Genomic DNA, 16,907 nt, shown 5'->3' with positions numbered 1-16,907 from the left:
ATTTAGACATTAAAGCGGAAATGCATGACATCGCCATCTTGTACGATGTAAGTTTTTCCTTCAAGACGCCATTTTCCAGCTTCTTTTGCGCCTGCTTCGCCGTTGTACTGCACAAAGTCGTTATAAGCTACAACTTCAGCGCGAATAAAACCTTTCTCAAAGTCGGTGTGAATCACGCCTGCCGCTTGTGGTGCAGTTGCTCCAACTTTAACTGTCCAAGCTCGAACTTCCTGTACACCCGCAGTAAAGTAGGTTTGTAAGCCAAGTAAGCTATAACCAGCGCGAATAACGATATTTAAGCCTGGTTCCTGCATACCCATGGCTTCAAGAAATTCAGCACGTTCATCATCTTCAAGCAAAGAAATTTCAGCTTCGATCTGGTTGCATAATGGCACAACAATCGCGTTTTCTTCTTCTGCCAGCTTACGTACAGCGTCAAGATGCGGGTTGTTCTCAAAACCATCTTCTGCAACGTTGGCAATATACATGGTTGGTTTAAGGGTCAATAAACCATAACCGCGTAGCAGTTTACGATCATCATCAGACAAATCTGCAGCGCGGGCAGGTTTACCTTCATCAAGTAAAGGCAAGATTTTTTCTAGAATGGCTTTGGTTGCAATCGCTTCTTTGTCGCCACTTTTGGCGATTTTAACCAAACGGGTTAAAGACTTGGTCACGGTGTCCATGTCTGCAAGTGCAAGTTCGGTGTTAATCGTAGCAATATCATCTAGCGGGTCGATTTTGCCGTTGACGTGAATGACGTTTTCATCTTCAAAACAACGTACGACATGGGCAATCGCATCGGTTTCACGGATGTTTGCCAAAAACTGGTTCCCTAAACCTTCACCTTTAGATGCACCCGCGACAAGCCCTGCAATATCTACGAATTCCATGGTTGTTGGTAGAATACGCTGAGGATTGACGATAGCTGCCAATTTGTCTAAACGTGCATCTGGAACAGGCACAATCCCTGTATTGGGTTCAATGGTACAAAATGGGAAGTTTTCCGCAGCAATCGCAGCTTTGGTTAGTGCATTAAAAAGCGTTGATTTGCCGACGTTTGGTAAACCAACAATACCACAATTAAAACCCATGCAAGACTCACAAAAGTTGTTATGTAAAATTGCCAGTGATTTTACAACAAAGCAGCGTTAAAGTCAGGTCATGATCGAGTTATGATAGATCATCTGCCATATAAAAAGTGAAGGAATGTTTTTATTTTGGGAGATTTGTATACTTAACTCGGTAGAAATGAACATTGAGTTTGCTCAGTTTCCTGACTAAAGTAATAGAGTATTTCTAGTCTATAATTAAAATTGTGATCAAATAGGGGAATTCTATGCGCACTTTATACCAATTTCCATTGTCACATTTTTGTGAAAAAGCGCGTTGGTTACTCGATCATAAAGAGCTGGATTTTGTTGCTCATAATTTGGCTCCAGGCTTCCATCGGGCATTTGCACGCTTGAAAACTGGGCAAAATAACTTGCCTATTTTAAAGGATGAAACTCACTGGATTGCCGATTCGACTGAAATTGCTCGTTATTTGGATGAAACCTACCCAGAGCATAATCTGCTGCCAAGCCGTTTTGGGCTGCGCGAAGAAGTTTTACATCTCAATCATGAAGCCAATTTACTCGGCGTACATGTACGTCACTGGGTTTGGTCACAAATGATTGTACGTAATAATGCTTCGTTAGATATTTTGTTGGGTGAAAGTGGTTATTTACGTAAATTAAAAAAATACTCCCAACCGTTGGTGAAAACTTTAGTCAGTCATGGTTTTCAACTAGATGCTGAAAGACTGGCAGAATCTAAACAATATATTTTGACCTATGCTGAAAAATTTACAGCACAGCCTCGGTACTTGCTCGCTGAGCGCCTAACACTGGCCGATATCGCGGTATGTTCAATGCTTGCTCCCTTGTTAAATATCTCAGGAACACCATGGGAACTTGACAGCTTTGACATGATCTCTGAAGAGGCTTATGCGTTTTCACTACAGCTACAAAACTTACCGATTGGGCAATATGTGATGCGCATCTATGCAACAGAGCGTAATGCGCGTGTTGACTGGCATGGTATTTAGTTATTTATTTTTAGGTTCTTGCTTATAGGTCAAATGAGTGGAGAGCTGAGTTTTGGCTTTGTCACGCAGTTTCTTTTTGATATATAGCACCAATGCAAAACTGGTGGTTGCGATGGTTAAAAACAGGCTATTCATATAACTCATAATAGAACTCACATAGCCGATAGTTGTGAGTCTATTCATCATTTTAATGACTTGAGGGCTACTTTCCAGACCTGTAATTGCCCAACTGCATAAGTGTTCGCAATTATTGATAATCAGGTGATAGCTGTTTTCGTGCATGCGTGAGCGCATACGCCGAACCACTGCTCGTCCTTTGTATTTTGGCTGTTGATAATGGCGAACCAGAATCTTTTTACCATGCGAGAACTGGGTAAGGCTGGTCATTTCAATGGGTTTTTTCTTAAACAGATGTGCAAAACCAGAATAATGAATGACACGCCCACGTCCTGCATAAATACCGTGATGGGTGTAACCAAAGTGTTTCACAATCAGATGTGTACCAACGTTGAAAGGGACTTTCGCCATATTCTCTTTACACTACAAAGATTTATAAAGCCAAGGGTTAGGTGAATCGGCAAGAGCATAGCATAATTCGGACTAAATCACTCAGGTTGAGTGTGGACATTTATCGGAAGCTTTGTTGCAAATTTGCATCTTTACAAGGTGAAGATTCGATCAATCAATGAATAACAGTCTGTTATGGATGAGGTAAATTTTTAGAGACTTAAAATATAAAAGAAACAACGATAAACCTGATTGATCATAGTTTGTACTTTATTTTTTATATTGGCTATACAGCGACATAAAAAGTGTTTTATGACTAGATGACGTTAAAATTTATGCTTAATTATTTGCTTTAAAGATGAGCAATTGAAAAAATCTCAAAGAACCTATTTTGTAGGTAAGCTCATCTCAATTTGACGATTGAAATACAGCAATCTGTTGAGTTTTGTTGAGGGAAATATCTATACCGAAAAATGCTTCTCTTTCTATGGTTAGAAAAAGAGAAATAAATTTAAATTTTTGATTTATATGTGAAATTAATTATGGTTGTTATTTGGGGAATTTAAGGAGATGAGTAATTATCTCCTTAAATCATATACGAATCTTTGAGGTGGTCTTGTTAGATATGAGCAGATGGTTTTTGTTAGGACTTACGAAATTCCAAGTATTTGCATAACACCAAGTTACCTAAGATGTTGATAAATAAAGCCAGTAAAAATGCGCCGATAATATCAACAGGAAAATGTACGCCAAGATACACACGTGACCAACCCACAAGCCAAGCCAGTGCAACACAAATACTGCCGACTAATTTTTCGCGGCTAAATAATAAAAATGCCAACGCCATGCTGCTCATGGCGAGCATATGGTGACTTGGAAAAGAATTGGTTGCAGCATGATGAATCAGCTTATGTCCCAAATTAAGCGCAAAAGGACGAGGGTGATAATAAAATTTGTCAATTAGTGCTGCGATGATCGACGTGATCGCTGTAAAAGCTGCTGCCTTGATGGCTGGAATTTTAAAACGTTTAGGACGAAAGAAGGCGAGAGCCAATAATCCAATGACAAATATGGTGACAAGATCATGCGAGATAAAAATTGCAAATTTAACCAAAAAAGGATTTGGATTTGCTGATGCATTGATGAGTCCAAATAATTGGAAATTAAGCATTTCTAGTGACATCATGACCTCAGAAAAAGCACTGTGCTTTTTTATTTAACTTGGCCGCCAATTGAATGACGGCAATATTAAGCTTTGCTTAGATTTCAATTGAATGAAAATAAGAAGAATAATGGATTAATCTTCAATGGCCTGCATGCTAGTCGCCAAAGATATTTGGTCATCAGTTCAATTTACTATGCGGTCCTATGATGTTCTTTGTCCAAAGAACAGGAGAAATATCAGGATGTTCGGTAAATGTTTATATTGCTTGGAGCATTTAACTTGAAATGCCTGTGCAAGATGAAAATAGTTTGGTGTGATCGTCATTTGATTGGCTAAACTTGCACAAAACTTTTAGTCTATGATTGAGATTGCTTTGATGATTTGGTGCAAAGCCAAATCAGGATACACTCTAGAATCGTTGAATATTCACAATCGCAGAGCTGCTCTCAACAGCTTTTCGAGCTAAATTCCCAGCATCATTACGTGAGCGCTATAAAAAAATTATTGGTTTTTTCTAATGAAGACGAGAAAAATAAATAAATTATCTATAAATTTGCTATAAAAATAGTTAAATCGCCTATTTATTTAAAAATATACTAGTCGAATTAACTGGAATTAGACGGATTATTACGAGTAGATTCATTGGATGAGTCAAAATAGATTTCGGGCTTAAGCCTCAGAATTTATCATTTCATACCGCCAACGATTTACATCACCTTGAAGATCAATCAATGGAAAATATACTTTTATTTTCTATGCATTTTTTGGTCGTGGACGCGATGCAAATGATGATCTCAATACCTTCTTCTTTTAGTTATCAATTTAGAGAGTAGCATCTAGAAATTGGTGAAAAGGCCAAATAGTCCTTCATCAAGATTTCAAATACAGGTTGGGAATAAACGATGTCACGTCCAATTACGGCAATTATTCATCATGAAGCATTAGCACATAACTTGGCTATGGTTCGTAGTACCGTTGAAAATAGTCAGGTCTTTGCCGTAGTCAAAGCAAATGCATATGGTCATCGCATTGAAAATGTTTACAATGCATTTAAAACAGCGGATGGCTTCGCTCTACTCGATATTGCTGAAGCGAAAAAGTTACGTGCTTTAGGATGGGAAGGGCCGATTATATTGCTTGAAGGGATATTCTCACCTCAAGACCTTTTTGATTGCACTCAATATAACTTGAGTTTTGCGATTCATAATGAAACACAGGTGAAATGGATTCAACAACACCAATATCCTGCTCAATTTGATGTATTTTTAAAAATGAATAGCGGGATGAACCGTTTAGGCTTTAAACCAAGCGAATATGTAAGCACTTGGAAGCAATTACATTTAAACCCTGCAATCAAAAGCATCACGCATATGATGCATTTTTCCGATGCAGATGGTGAGCGTTTAGGAAAACCAGGCATTCATTATCAATTAGAAACCTTTGAAGAAACCGTTAAAGATTTGCCTGGTAAACGCTCAATCAGCAATAGTGCTGCCATTCTTCGCTACAAGCTTCATTCAGATTATGTGCGTAGCGGCATTGTGCTTTACGGCAGTTCACCAGATTATCCAACACATACCATCCATGATTGGAATTTGAAACCAACCATGACGCTGAAAAGTGAATTAATCGCAATTCAGGATTTGCAAGATCATGAAACGATTGGCTATGGTTCGACTTTCACTACAGAAGGGCCAATGAAAATCGGCATCGTGGCTTGTGGTTATGCAGATGGATATCAACGTGTATCACCAACAGGTACGCCAGTTCTGGTGAATGGGGTTCGAACTCGACTGATTGGTCGAGTGAGTATGGATATGCTTGCTGTCGATGTCACCCATATTAGCGATGCACAAGTTGGAAGCGAAGTTGTACTCTGGGGTAAATCTTCTTCTGGCACAATTTTACCGATTGATGAAGTTGCGAGCGCATCTGGAACAGTCGGCTATGAACTAATGTGCGCTGTCACATCACGAGTTACTTTTTTAAATCAACCGTAGAGAAATCACACATGTCAAATTCTAGCATTGAGCATTTTAAAACAACTGAAGTCATGAGTGCAGTAACTGTATTCAATAGCGTTGTTTATTTATCTGGCCAAGTACCTAAAAACACCGATTTGGATATTGAAGGTCAAACCAAAGAAATCTTGGCGACAATTGATGAGTTGTTGGCTTTGGCAAACACTGACAAAACTAAATTGATTTCAGCTCAAGTTTTCATCAAAAATCTAGAAGATTTCCCAAAATTTAACGCAATCTGGGTGGATTGGTTAAAAGGCAATGCAACGCCTGCGCGTGCGACCATTCAAGCAGATTTAGTTAACCCAAACTGGTTAATTGAAATTGCGGTTACAGCAGCTCAAATCTGAGTTAGTTAATCGTGCAATATAGGTGTGTCCTGATTTGATCAATCAAATTGGGACATGTCTAGATCAAAATCGACCGATTTAAAGCACATCGTTCACGTCAACCCAAAGATCATAACTTTTCATGGATGGGCTAGGAGGAATGGGGGTTATCTCTTGGCAGACTTCCATCGCCTCAACAATCTGTTGTAACAGTTGCTGCCGATCCATATTCACGTCTTCAATGATGCGAAGGTCTGTCAGTTTTTGTTTGGAATAATAATGTCCATCTTCTATTTTTTTATATTCCAAAATTTCTTTGGTGAATTTTAAAAAACCGCCATTGACATAAAATATCCAAACCGAAATATGGGTATCTACGCCTAATTCATGTCCTTTCCAAGTACGAACTAAGAACATCTTGTTTTCTTGGTCAATTGTCCAATACATTGCATCTTTAAAATATGGAATAGCATAACTATCTAGTCCATAATCTAAACGGTCTTGTTCAGTAATTTTTGCGTTAATAAAACCCATTGTTTTGCTCCATTTTTAATTTGATTGGGCTTTTTGATATGTGCCTTATAGACTAAATAAACCGCTTTTAAGCATATATGAAAGCGCTCTATGAAGATTTTTGAAAAGTAAAACTGTGCGTGATTTCATCACTAAAATCGAATTCAATTGAAAATGCTGCAAATTGCCCAATATTAATCTGCGACAGTTAAAGACAACTGAAATAACACCAAGTATGATCAAGTCATGTGGTGTCGAGTTCAGAAAAAAATTAGGACGATATATGAATATTGCAGCAAATCCAGTGGTTGAAGCCGATCAAACGGTTTATTTAAAAGATTATCAAAAACCAAGCTTTCTTGTCGATTCGATTGATTTAGACATTCGAGTCTATGACGACCACACGATTGTGGATGCAACGTTAAATATACAACGTCAAACAGCAGGAGATCTGGTGCTGCTAGGGCGAGATCTGGAACTCAAATCAATTCGTTTAAATGGTGAGTTGTTGTCTGAAACCGAGTATCAACTCGATGCTGAGCAATTGGTGTTGTCGAATGTGCCTGATCAGGCAACGATTCAGACCCAAGTCATTATTCACCCTGAAAGCAATACCATGCTGGAAGGGTTGTATCAGGCGGGTGATTTGTTTGTCACCCAAAATGAGCCTGAAGGTTTTCGTAAAATTACCTTTTATCCAGACCGTCCTGACGTTTTATCTGTCTTTACCACGCGTGTGGAAGCCGATAAAAAATATCCAGTATTACTGGCAAATGGTAACTTGCTGGAAACGGGTGAAGCAGGTGAAGGTCGTCATTATGCGCTGTGGCAAGACCCAACCAAAAAACCAAGCTACCTGTTTGCCTGTGTGATTGGTGATTTGGCTGTGCTGAGAGACCGTTACGTGACTTCGGAAGGGCGTGATGTTGCTTTAGAAATTTATGCAATTGAAAAAGATATTCCAAAATGCCACATCGCGATGGAAGCGCTGAAACATTCCATGCGTTGGGATGAGGAGCATTATGGTCGCGCTTATGATCTCGATAACTATATGATTGTAGCGGTGAGCCAATTCAACATGGGTGCAATGGAAAATAAAGGTTTAAATATCTTTAATACCTCTTGTGTGCTTGCCGATGAAGAATACACCACAGATGCCGCAATTATGCGTGTACAGTCTGTGATTGCACATGAATATTTCCATAACTGGACAGGCAACCGAATTACTTGCCGTGACTGGTTCCAGTTGTGTTTAAAAGAAGGCTTAACGGTATTCCGTGATCAGTCTTTCTCGGAAGATTTACAGTCGGCTGCGGTACAACGCATTGATGATGTTGCCGTTTTGAAATCGCATCAGTTCCCTGAAGATGCAGGTCCGCTGTCACATCCGCCACGTCCAGATCATTTTGTTGAAATTAATAATTTTTATACCGCAACAGTCTATGAAAAAGGTGCGGAAATTAACCGCATGATGTCGACCTTGCTTGGTCAGGAAAAATACCGTCAGGGCACAGACGAATATTTCCGCCGTCACGATGGTCAAGCCGTCACAGTCGAAGATTGGGTGGCTGCGCTTTCAGCAGGTTCAGGTGTGGATTTATCGGCATTTTTAAACTGGTACAATCAACCTGGAACGCCAAAACTGGAAGCCAAAGGTGAATATGATGCAGCGACTCAGACTTATCGTTTGAGCTTGAAACAAAGCCTAAAAGTACATCCAAAATACCCAGATCTGAAAGCAGTTCCAATTCCTGTGGCATTGGCGCTGTTTAATGCCAATACAGGTGAGCAATATACGCTGCATTCAACAGACCTATTTGTAAATGATGTGAAAGACGGCGTGTATTTGTTTGATCAGGATCAGGCAACGATTGAATTTACGGGAGTGAATGAGCAACCTGTCGTGTCATTGCTGCGCAATTTCTCTGCGCCTGTGAATTTGGATTTTGACTATTCGAATGATGAGTTGGCATTTTTAATCCAGCATGAAACCAATGGTTTCAATCAGTGGCAAGCAACTCAAACCTTGCTGGAACGAATTTTACTCGAAGACCATGCTGCAGATACTTATATTCAAGCCTTGAAAAATACCTTACCTGAGCTAGTGCAACGTGATCCGTTGTTGGCTTCACGTTTACTGGATGTGCCTGCTGAAGGTTATTTGGGTAGCCGTATTGATCAGGGCTATCAACCAGAAGTTGTTCAAAGTAAACGTAATGCTTTATTAGATACTTTTGCCCGTGAAATGGGGGATTTCTGGAAAGAGACCTATCAGACACTTGATCCAGACCTGCAAAATGAATTTTCACAGGCAATGGGCGAGCGCGCACTGAAAAATATTGCACTGAGCTATATGGCGCGTCAGGGCGATGCAGATGTCTTTACTTGGGCAGAAGAACAGTATCAAACCACGCTCAATATGTCTGAACGCTTAGGTGCGTTGAAAGTGTTGCTGTGGAATGATGCACTACAAGCCAAAGCGTGTCTGGATGATTTCTATAATCGCTTTAATGATGAAGCATTGGCACTGGATCAATGGTTTGTGTTGCAAGCCGCACATCCAAAAGCTAATGCTGAAACCATTCAGTATTTAACTGCACATCCTGATTATGACTTGGGAACACCAAACCGTATTCGTGCGGTGAGCGGCGGTTTAAATAGCCATCCAGTCAATACATGGAGTTTCGGGGTGCAGCACTTTATTGAACTTGCTCAGTATCTGGATGAGAAAAACCCAATTGTGGGTTCACGTATGCTACAGGTGTTGTCACGTTGGTATACTTTGGCAGAACCTCAGCGTTCAGCAGTACAACAGCAGTTGTTAGATTTGAAAGCACAAGTGAAATCTAAAAATGTGGCTGAAACCTTAAATAGTATGCTCAGTATCTAATTTTATTGCATATATTTAAGTGTAAAAATGAGTGCTATTTCTCCAATTTAGTTGGGGGAATAGCACTTTTTATTGAGGATTATTTCTCTAAGGCGACATATAGCATTGCATAATATGCTGCGCTCTCAGTGGGCCGGGTAAGTGCCCTGTATGTGTACTGCCAAGCAAAGGCAAAGTTTGCCAAGCAATTTCATTGACTTCTCTTGGGCTTAAATTCAATTGTCTTAACTGTTTAATTGCAATGCAGTCGGCTGTCATTTCCTGATTTTCATTTGCAGAAACAGGTTGATAGGTTGCATGAACACATTCGTGTGCCAGCCAGAATATTTGCATAGTCGGTGAAAATTGATTCATGACGACTGGATTTAAAACAATATGTGGTGGGGTATTTCCTGCCACGCCAACATTGTTGAGACTTGGGTCTAGGTAAATTGGGACTTGATAACCATTATAAAATGAGCAGTTCCAAGGGCGATTTAAAATATTGACAGAATAAACAGGATTCGCATGAGTTTGTGACATTGTCGGTAAAAGACAGCCAATTAGTATGCTAAGGAAAACAGAATATTTCATGTTGCGGTTCATGCGCTGATATTTAATCTATTTTATGTGAATTTATTAAAACTAAAAATATGATTTTATATATTTTTATTACATATCTTGAAGTTTAACCCAAAATAAAATCTGAAAAATACACATTCTTATAACCGATCACTTTTCGCCAAATTACATGCCCGACAGAGCAATTGAATATTGCGTTCCGAGTTTGAGCCACCTTTAGAAAAGGGAATAATATGATCAAACTCTAGATAGGACGATGCATTGCATTCCACGCATTTGCCTTGACAGCGTTCCCATACCGCATTTTTAACGTTTTGTGTAATATGTCGCGTGCTACCCGAAGTTTGTTGCAAATCCACTTGGCGGTGGAAGCGTTTAACCGCCTGATCAATATAAGCTTCAACCAAATCGGCATGTTCCCCAATCCAAAACTCACCTGAGGCTTTTTTGGTTTTCGCGGTAATGTAAATGGTAGCAGCGTGACATTCGACTGCCATGATTTGAGCAATCGGAATTTCCAGTGCCATGTCGGATATATAAATCAGGCGTTCATTGGTAATGAATAAATCTCCAATCACCGCTTCTTTTTTGGTATGGAGTTTTTTAACTTGAGTCTGATGGAGGTAACACGCTTCCAAATTTTTTAAGATTACTTGATTGGTTTGGATCGGGCTAACTTGCCCTTGACGGATTTTATAAATCTGGTTGGTCTTAGCAATGCGGGCTTGTAAATCACGTTCAGCCTGTAAGCTAACCTGTAAGAATTGGCAAAGCTGCTGGAATTCAAGTTGTTCAGCCTGATCGACCCAGCCATCTGCGCTCATGCTGGCAAGTTTAAACTGCAGAAAGTTCTGAATCTCTTTGTGCATGCTATGCATTAGCGATGTTTTATCCAATTGCTGACTGTGGCACAGCTGATCCAAATCTTGCATATTTGGTGTGGTTAACTGACGTATGTTTAATGCTTCTTGCAGTTTTTGTCGAAATTGCTGTTCTGCCGTTTGTTTGAGTAAGGCATAAACTTGGCTTCTGGTTTTTTCGGCTGGATGTAAAAAGTTCATCCAGCGCTCAAGTGTTAGCTTTGATTGTTTACTGGTCGCTGTAATTAAAAACAAATGAGTTTCTTGTTGGGAAAACGCTAAGGCCTCTTTGAGGTCGAGCTGATGTGTTTGGCAAAACTGTATCAGTTGTTGCTGGGTTTTGTCGGTCAGTTGTTGAGTTTGAAACAGATTTCCGATCAATTGCTGAAAGGCTTTTAGGTGCTTACGTTTCTCAAATATTTTTAGTGGGTTTGACAAAATACCCTTAAGAAAGTTGGATGATTCCGTTGGCGTTGGCGTTGGCGTTGGCGTTGGCGTTGGCGTTGGCGTTGGCGTTGGCGTTGGCGTTGGCGTTGGCGAAGTACCTTCAGATTCTTCTATAATTTTCACGCCAAAATGTTCCGCCAAAGGTTTGAGCCCACCATGAAAACCTTGTCCGACTAAGCGAAATTTCCAAAGCCCTTTGTAGCGGTAAATTTCCGCTAAAATCAGTGCGGCTTCACGACGTTGTTCACCTAAAATTTTACCGTGAGCAAGGACTTCATTTTGATTGAGTAATTTGATTTTTAAGAAATTGATGGCTGAAAAATTGCGAAAGGAATCGGCGAGGGTAGCACAAATCGCAATTTTTTCGATTTCAGAAGGTTGGCGAGATAAATCAATAGTTAAACATGCACCAATAGAATTGCCTGACAAACTGAGCGTTTGCGCTTGATCGTGCGGTTGCCCATAAAAAATCATGTCATCATCGCCACGAACTTGTTGAGTCTGCTGAGCAAGGCGGTAGACGCTAAAGTCTAAATCTGCTGCGCTTAAACCAAAAACCTGTATGTCTACAGTCAGTTGTGTTGTTGCAAGTGCAGTATTGGCGCCAAGCGTCAGTTCCATAGCGTTGTTACCTTGTCAGAATTTGGCGGTTTTAACATGTCCTGTGCACAATGTACCGAGCTTTTGTAAAAATAAAAATAGTGACGCGCAGATTGGCTGGCTTTTTGCTGTTTTAGCGTCCAAAGTAATTTGAAGAAATAAAAACAGATTATTCAACAAAAATGATTGACAGGAATTTTCAAACATAATACATATAACATTATAGGTATTATTTTAAACAACTGTACATAGGGAATGAACAATACAATGAGCACGTTAAAGTTAAAACATTTTATTAATGGGGAATACATTGAATCGTTTGGGGGAGCGTACTTCGACCTGATTAGCCCAGTGACAGGCGAAGCCTATGCCCAGTCACCAAATGCAACCGAAGCTGAGGTCAATGCTGCTTATCAGGCTGCCAAATCTGCATTTGCCTTATGGGGGAAAACTACACCATCTGTTCGTCAAAAAGCACTGTTGGCGTTGGCAGATGTGATTGAGCAGAATTCGGAGCGCTTCGTGGAAGCACAAAGCCGCAACACGGGACAGCTCAAACACCTGATTGCTTCTGAAGAAGTCGCCACCGCCGCCGACCAGATTCGCTTCTTTGCAGGAGCTGCACGTTGTCTAGAGGGTAAATCTACAGGAGAGTATTTGCAAGGAACCACGTCAAGCATTCGCCGTGAACCATTGGGTGTGGTTGGACAGGTTGCGCCGTGGAATTATCCATTTTTAATGGCTGTCTGGAAAATTGCCCCTGCTTTAGCCGCAGGCAATACGGTGGTACTCAAACCGAGTGATACTACACCAGAAAGTACCTTGTTACTGGCAGAACTGGCGGCACCGCTGTTTCCAAAAGGCGCGTTTAACGTAGTACTGGGGAATGCTGAAGTCGGTGCGTTGGTGGTGTCGCATCGTATTCCTGCATTAGTTTCGATTACAGGTTCAGTACGTGCAGGTTTGCAAGTCGCGGCATCGGCAGCCGCCAATCTTGCCAAAGCACATTTGGAACTCGGTGGTAAGGCTCCCGTCTTGATTTTTGCTGATGCGGACTTGGACAAAGCCGCTGAACATATTGCCTTGGCAGGCTATTTCAATGCAGGGCAGGATTGCACCGCAGCCACTCGCGTTCTAGTTGCCGATGAAGTGCATGATCAGTTTGTGGAAAAACTGGTACAAGCTGCCAAGAACAGTCATTTCGGTTTGCCAGATGATCAGGATGCTTTATATGGGGCACTCAACAATGCAGGGCAACTGCAACGCATTCAAGGTTTTATTGAACGTTTACCTGCACATGCCAAGGTTGAAACAGGCGGTAAAAAAGCCGAACAGGCTGGATTTTATTTTGAACCGACGGTGATCACAGGTTTGGCACAACACGATGAAGTCGTACAAACTGAAATCTTTGGCCCGATTATTACCGTACAGAAATTTAGCGATGAAGCCGATGCCTTAGACAAAGCCAATGATGTTGAATATGGTTTGGCATCGAGTGTGTGGACGAAAGATCACTCACGCGCTATGCGTCTGTCACGCGATTTGGACTTTGGCACGGTGTGGATTAATACCCATATCCCACTCACCGCAGAAATGCCACATGGCGGCTTTAAAAAATCAGGTTACGGCAAAGATTTATCGGGTTACGGCTTTGAGGAATATACCCGTATTAAACATGTCATGAGTGCTTACGAAGATTAATTTTAAACAAAAAAAATTCCGATCAGGGAGAACAACATGCAACAGACAGTACGTGCTTTTAGTTTTATCACCTTAATGGCCTTGGTTGGTGCAGCACATGCTGCACAGGAAGACCCACAAAAAGTCATTGCGGCTTATATGGCAGCATGGAATGCGCATGATGCAGAAAAAGCATCGAAATATTTGGCACAAGATGCCGTGTACTACGATGTTACAGTGGGCACACCACAAAAAGGACGTGTTGCTGCACGTGATCATGTGATTAAAGTTTTTGTTGGGGCTGTACCGAACCTGAAATGGGAAATGATTAGTAAGCCACTGGTCAGTAAAGATGGCATTGCCTTCCAATGGCGTTTTACTGGAACGAATACAGGGGCATGGAGTGCAGAAACGCCTGCAACGGGGAAACCATTGTCTTTTGAAGGTGTGAGTTTTGTGCGTATTCACAACGGCAAAATTACCTATCAGGGCGACTACTACGATGCTTTAGGTTTTAACAAACAATTGGGTTGGTAAGGTGATCAGATGGGTGTTGGGTTGGGGATATACCCAATATCCATCTTGGCAATTCCGAGCACACTTGTTCATGACTCATTTGTGGGGAAGAACAAGGGCAATTTCAGGAAATAACATGACAAAACATTCGATTAAAGAAGATGTGGGGCTGGTGGTCGATGAAGTCAAACACATCGCACATGCAGTAGATCAAGAAGCTACCCAATTTGAACGCTCGATTGGTCTGATTTCAAATTTCTCGTTGGGGTTTACTTATTTATCACCATTGACTGCTGTGTATTCACTGTTTGCACTGGCGATTACCTTGGCGGGGCCGCCCTCGATTTGGTGGATTTTAATTGTTGCAATTGGGCAGTTATTGGTGGCGATGGTGTTTGGGGAAACCGCATCACAGTACCCAATTACAGGTGGGTTGTATCCTTGGGCACGCCGTTTGTGGGGGCGTAAATATGCATGGATGGCCGCATGGATTTATCTGTGGGCATTGGTTGTCACCGTAACCTCGATTGTGGAATACAGTAGTGGTTTTGTGTTGACATTACTGCATTTACCATCGACTGCTATGAATAATCTTATTACTTCCGTCATTTTGCTGTTGACGATTATGATGGTTAACATGTCAGGTACGAAGAACTTGGCACGTGTTGCCCGTATTGGATTTTGGTGTGAAATCCTGAGCGTGATTGGTTTGGGTTTATACCTGTTGATTTTCCACCGTGCGCAGCCATTTTCAGTGGTGTTTGACTCAATGGGTGTTTTAGCGAGTAATGGTTCTTACTTTAGCGCCTTCATGTCAGCATCTTTGTTGGGTTTGTTTATGTTCTTCGGTTTTGAAGCCTGTGGAAACGTGGCAGAAGAAGTACAAAACCCAAGCCGTCAAATTCCTGTTGCCATGATTTTAAGTATTGTTTTTGGTGCAGTGTCTGCAATTTTATCAGTCCTTGGTTATTTGATGGCATCACCAAACTTGCTGCAAATCGTATCGGGTAAAGTGACTGACCCAATTCCTGCAATTTTAAATGAAGCATTGGGAACAACGGGCGCGAACATTTTTATTGTGATTGCGATTGTGGCGATGCTGTCATGTATTTTGTCATTACAAGCTGCTTTAAGCCGTTTGGTGTTTTCATTTGCGCGCGATGAAATGTTGCCAAATAGCCACTGGATGGCAAAATTGTCAAAACAAGGTGTACCTGACCATGCCATGATTGTGAGCTGTATCTTACCTATTTTGTTGTGTTTCTTAGTCTACTTCCAGCCAGATAGCTTGGCACGTATTACTGCATTTGCCGTGATCGGGATTTATTGTGCATTCCAGATGGTGGTACTAGCAGCATTGCGTCAGCGTTTTAAAGGCTGGAAACCTGCGGGCGAATGGACCGTTGGTGGCTGGGGGATGATTATCAACATTTTGGCACTGGCATATGGCATCTTCGCGATTTACTTGTTGGCACAACCTGCAACAGGGAACTCGTTTGTCGATCGCTGGATTGTGTTGATCGGTCTTGGTTTTGTGATCGGTAGTGGTCTAATCTACATGTTTGTAGCAAAACCATATAACAAATCGCAAGCACCAGAAGATGATGCAGTGGCATACGCTGCTCAGCTTCGAGCCAAATCTAACTCATAAAAAACGGTTGCAGGTGACATGCCTGCAATCTTCATGCTTTATCTTTGAAATGTTTAACTCAAATAAAGCTGCGACTGTTATTGCAGCAATTGCACAACTAACCGTACAGCACACTTTGCTTAATCAGGTCTTTTATGTGGAAAGTGTTGTTGCACGATTTTAATCCATGCCTGAACCGCAGGTGAAATGGCATAATTTTTTCTCCATGCCATAAACAAGTGCCAACGAATATAAGGCTGCTGTAATGGAACTGCTGCAAACAAGTGTGGATCAAGCATATTGGTATAATACTGTGGCAGCAGTGCAATTCCCATGCGCTGCAAAACCATGTCAGCCAACAAATTCCACTGGCTGGTTTTGCAGACAATGTTAGGTTCAAAACCATAGTGTTGACAGGCATTCATAATGATACTGTTGAGCGAGAAGTTCTCAGGAAACATCAAAAATGACTGCTGTTGCAATTCTTCTAGGCGAATGGATGTGCGGGTTGCCCATAATGAGTCACGGCGCAATAACACCATTAAAGGGTAATCGCACAATTCGATGGCATTAAAAATATTGGTATCGAAAGGCTGTAATAATACCCCGACATCCAGTTCATTGTTTAACAAAGCTTGCTCAATGCCACGCGAGCCTACTTCTAAAAAAGACAATTCAATCTTTGACCATTGTTGGTGGTAGTCAAACAGAGCAGGTGTGAGCAATTGCGCGCCGAGTGGTGGAACCCCAAGCCTTAGCGTTCCCGTTTTTAAGGATTGATAGTTTTCAATTTCTTGAAAGATGTTTTGTTGAGTTTGTAATAGATCTAAAGCGTGCTGGTAAATCCGCTCGCCAATTTCAGTCAGTTCAATTTGTCGTTTTCGCCCAGATTCTGCTTTCACTAAGAGCTGTACGCCGAGTTGCTCCTCAAGTTGCTGCAGCATTTTACTGATGGTTGGCTGGGTGAGATGCAGTTCATCGGCAGTATGTGTGAAGCTCTTGGTTTTCACCAAAGTCACAAAACAGCGCAAAAGTTTAAATGACAGCATAATTGAGTTTTTATTATTCCAAAATAGAATAATTTTAAATTAAATAATTC

Annotated in this window: 14 protein-coding genes; 7 read left to right on the top strand and 7 right to left on the bottom strand. The window is 41.1% G+C overall.

What is annotated here, in order from left to right:
* Window positions 1-2: 2 nt before the first annotated feature.
* Complete coding sequence (gene ychF / locus E0H77_RS11390) at window positions 3-1,094, bottom strand: redox-regulated ATPase YchF (protein ID WP_131315225.1); 1,092 nt, start codon at window positions 1,092-1,094, stop codon at window positions 3-5.
* Between the two features lie 245 nt (window positions 1,095-1,339).
* Here ychF and E0H77_RS11385 point away from each other — a divergent pair, with 245 nt between their 5' ends.
* Complete coding sequence (locus E0H77_RS11385; protein ID WP_131378097.1) at window positions 1,340-2,089, top strand: glutathione S-transferase family protein; 750 nt, start codon at window positions 1,340-1,342, stop codon at window positions 2,087-2,089.
* On the opposite strand, the gene E0H77_RS11380 is transcribed toward E0H77_RS11385, so the two are convergent.
* Both E0H77_RS11380 and E0H77_RS11375 read right to left on the bottom strand, forming a co-directional pair.
* Entirely contained in the window at window positions 2,090-2,617 is a 528-nt protein-coding gene (locus E0H77_RS11380) for a lecithin retinol acyltransferase family protein (RefSeq protein ID WP_131378095.1), read from the bottom strand.
* A gap of 622 nt (window positions 2,618-3,239) precedes the next feature.
* Window positions 3,240-3,779: an undecaprenyl-diphosphatase gene (locus E0H77_RS11375; RefSeq protein ID WP_131378093.1), complete on the bottom strand. Its 540-nt coding sequence runs from the start codon at window positions 3,777-3,779 to the stop codon at window positions 3,240-3,242.
* Between the two features lie 884 nt (window positions 3,780-4,663).
* Here E0H77_RS11375 and alr point away from each other — a divergent pair.
* Window positions 4,664-5,761, top strand: a complete 1,098-nt coding sequence (gene alr / locus E0H77_RS11370) for an alanine racemase (RefSeq protein WP_131378091.1) — start codon at window positions 4,664-4,666, stop codon at window positions 5,759-5,761.
* A gap of 11 nt (window positions 5,762-5,772) precedes the next feature.
* Window positions 5,773-6,132: a RidA family protein gene (locus E0H77_RS11365; protein ID WP_004904874.1), complete on the top strand. Its 360-nt coding sequence runs from the start codon at window positions 5,773-5,775 to the stop codon at window positions 6,130-6,132.
* Between the two features lie 78 nt (window positions 6,133-6,210).
* Here E0H77_RS11365 and E0H77_RS11360 read toward each other — a convergent pair whose 3' ends face one another.
* Window positions 6,211-6,645, bottom strand: coding sequence for a hypothetical protein (locus E0H77_RS11360; protein WP_131378089.1), 435 nt, complete (start codon window positions 6,643-6,645; stop codon window positions 6,211-6,213).
* Window positions 6,646-6,907: 262 nt separating this feature from the next.
* Here E0H77_RS11360 and pepN point away from each other — a divergent pair, with 262 nt between their 5' ends.
* A complete protein-coding gene (gene pepN, locus E0H77_RS11355) occupies window positions 6,908-9,514 on the top strand; it encodes an aminopeptidase N (RefSeq protein ID WP_131378087.1) in 2,607 nt (868 codons plus the stop codon).
* 87 nt (window positions 9,515-9,601) lie between these two features.
* Here the strand turns inward: pepN and E0H77_RS11350 are convergent, their stop codons facing one another.
* Together E0H77_RS11350 and E0H77_RS11345 are read right to left on the bottom strand one after the other, a co-directional pair.
* Entirely contained in the window at window positions 9,602-10,087 is a 486-nt protein-coding gene (locus E0H77_RS11350) for a hypothetical protein (RefSeq protein WP_131378085.1), read from the bottom strand.
* A gap of 128 nt (window positions 10,088-10,215) precedes the next feature.
* Window positions 10,216-12,003, bottom strand: coding sequence for a TerD family protein (locus tag E0H77_RS11345; RefSeq protein ID WP_131378082.1), 1,788 nt, complete (start codon window positions 12,001-12,003; stop codon window positions 10,216-10,218).
* Window positions 12,004-12,249: 246 nt separating this feature from the next.
* Between E0H77_RS11345 and E0H77_RS11340 the strand changes: the two genes are divergently transcribed.
* The 3 genes from E0H77_RS11340 (at window position 12,250) to E0H77_RS11330 (ending at window position 15,829) form a co-directional block, all read left to right on the top strand.
* Complete coding sequence (locus E0H77_RS11340) at window positions 12,250-13,683, top strand: gamma-aminobutyraldehyde dehydrogenase (protein ID WP_131378080.1); 1,434 nt, start codon at window positions 12,250-12,252, stop codon at window positions 13,681-13,683.
* Window positions 13,684-13,719: 36 nt separating this feature from the next.
* Entirely contained in the window at window positions 13,720-14,199 is a 480-nt protein-coding gene (locus E0H77_RS11335; RefSeq protein WP_131378078.1) for an ester cyclase, read from the top strand.
* A gap of 115 nt (window positions 14,200-14,314) precedes the next feature.
* The gene (locus E0H77_RS11330) at window positions 14,315-15,829 is read left to right on the top strand and encodes an APC family permease (protein ID WP_213073566.1); all 1,515 of its coding nucleotides are present in this window, start codon (window positions 14,315-14,317) and stop codon (window positions 15,827-15,829) included.
* 119 nt (window positions 15,830-15,948) lie between these two features.
* On the opposite strand, the gene E0H77_RS11325 is transcribed toward E0H77_RS11330, so the two are convergent.
* Window positions 15,949-16,857 (bottom strand): LysR family transcriptional regulator, encoded by a 909-nt coding sequence (locus E0H77_RS11325; protein WP_131378076.1) that lies wholly within the window; start codon window positions 16,855-16,857, stop codon window positions 15,949-15,951.
* Window positions 16,858-16,907: the final 50 nt, after the last annotated feature.

The sequence above is a fragment of the Acinetobacter brisouioides genome, assembly GCF_004331075.1.
Classification (GTDB): domain Bacteria; phylum Pseudomonadota; class Gammaproteobacteria; order Pseudomonadales; family Moraxellaceae; genus Acinetobacter.
The sequence above is the reverse complement of the archived record's forward strand: the minus strand, read 5'-3'. Positions and strand labels throughout refer to the sequence as shown.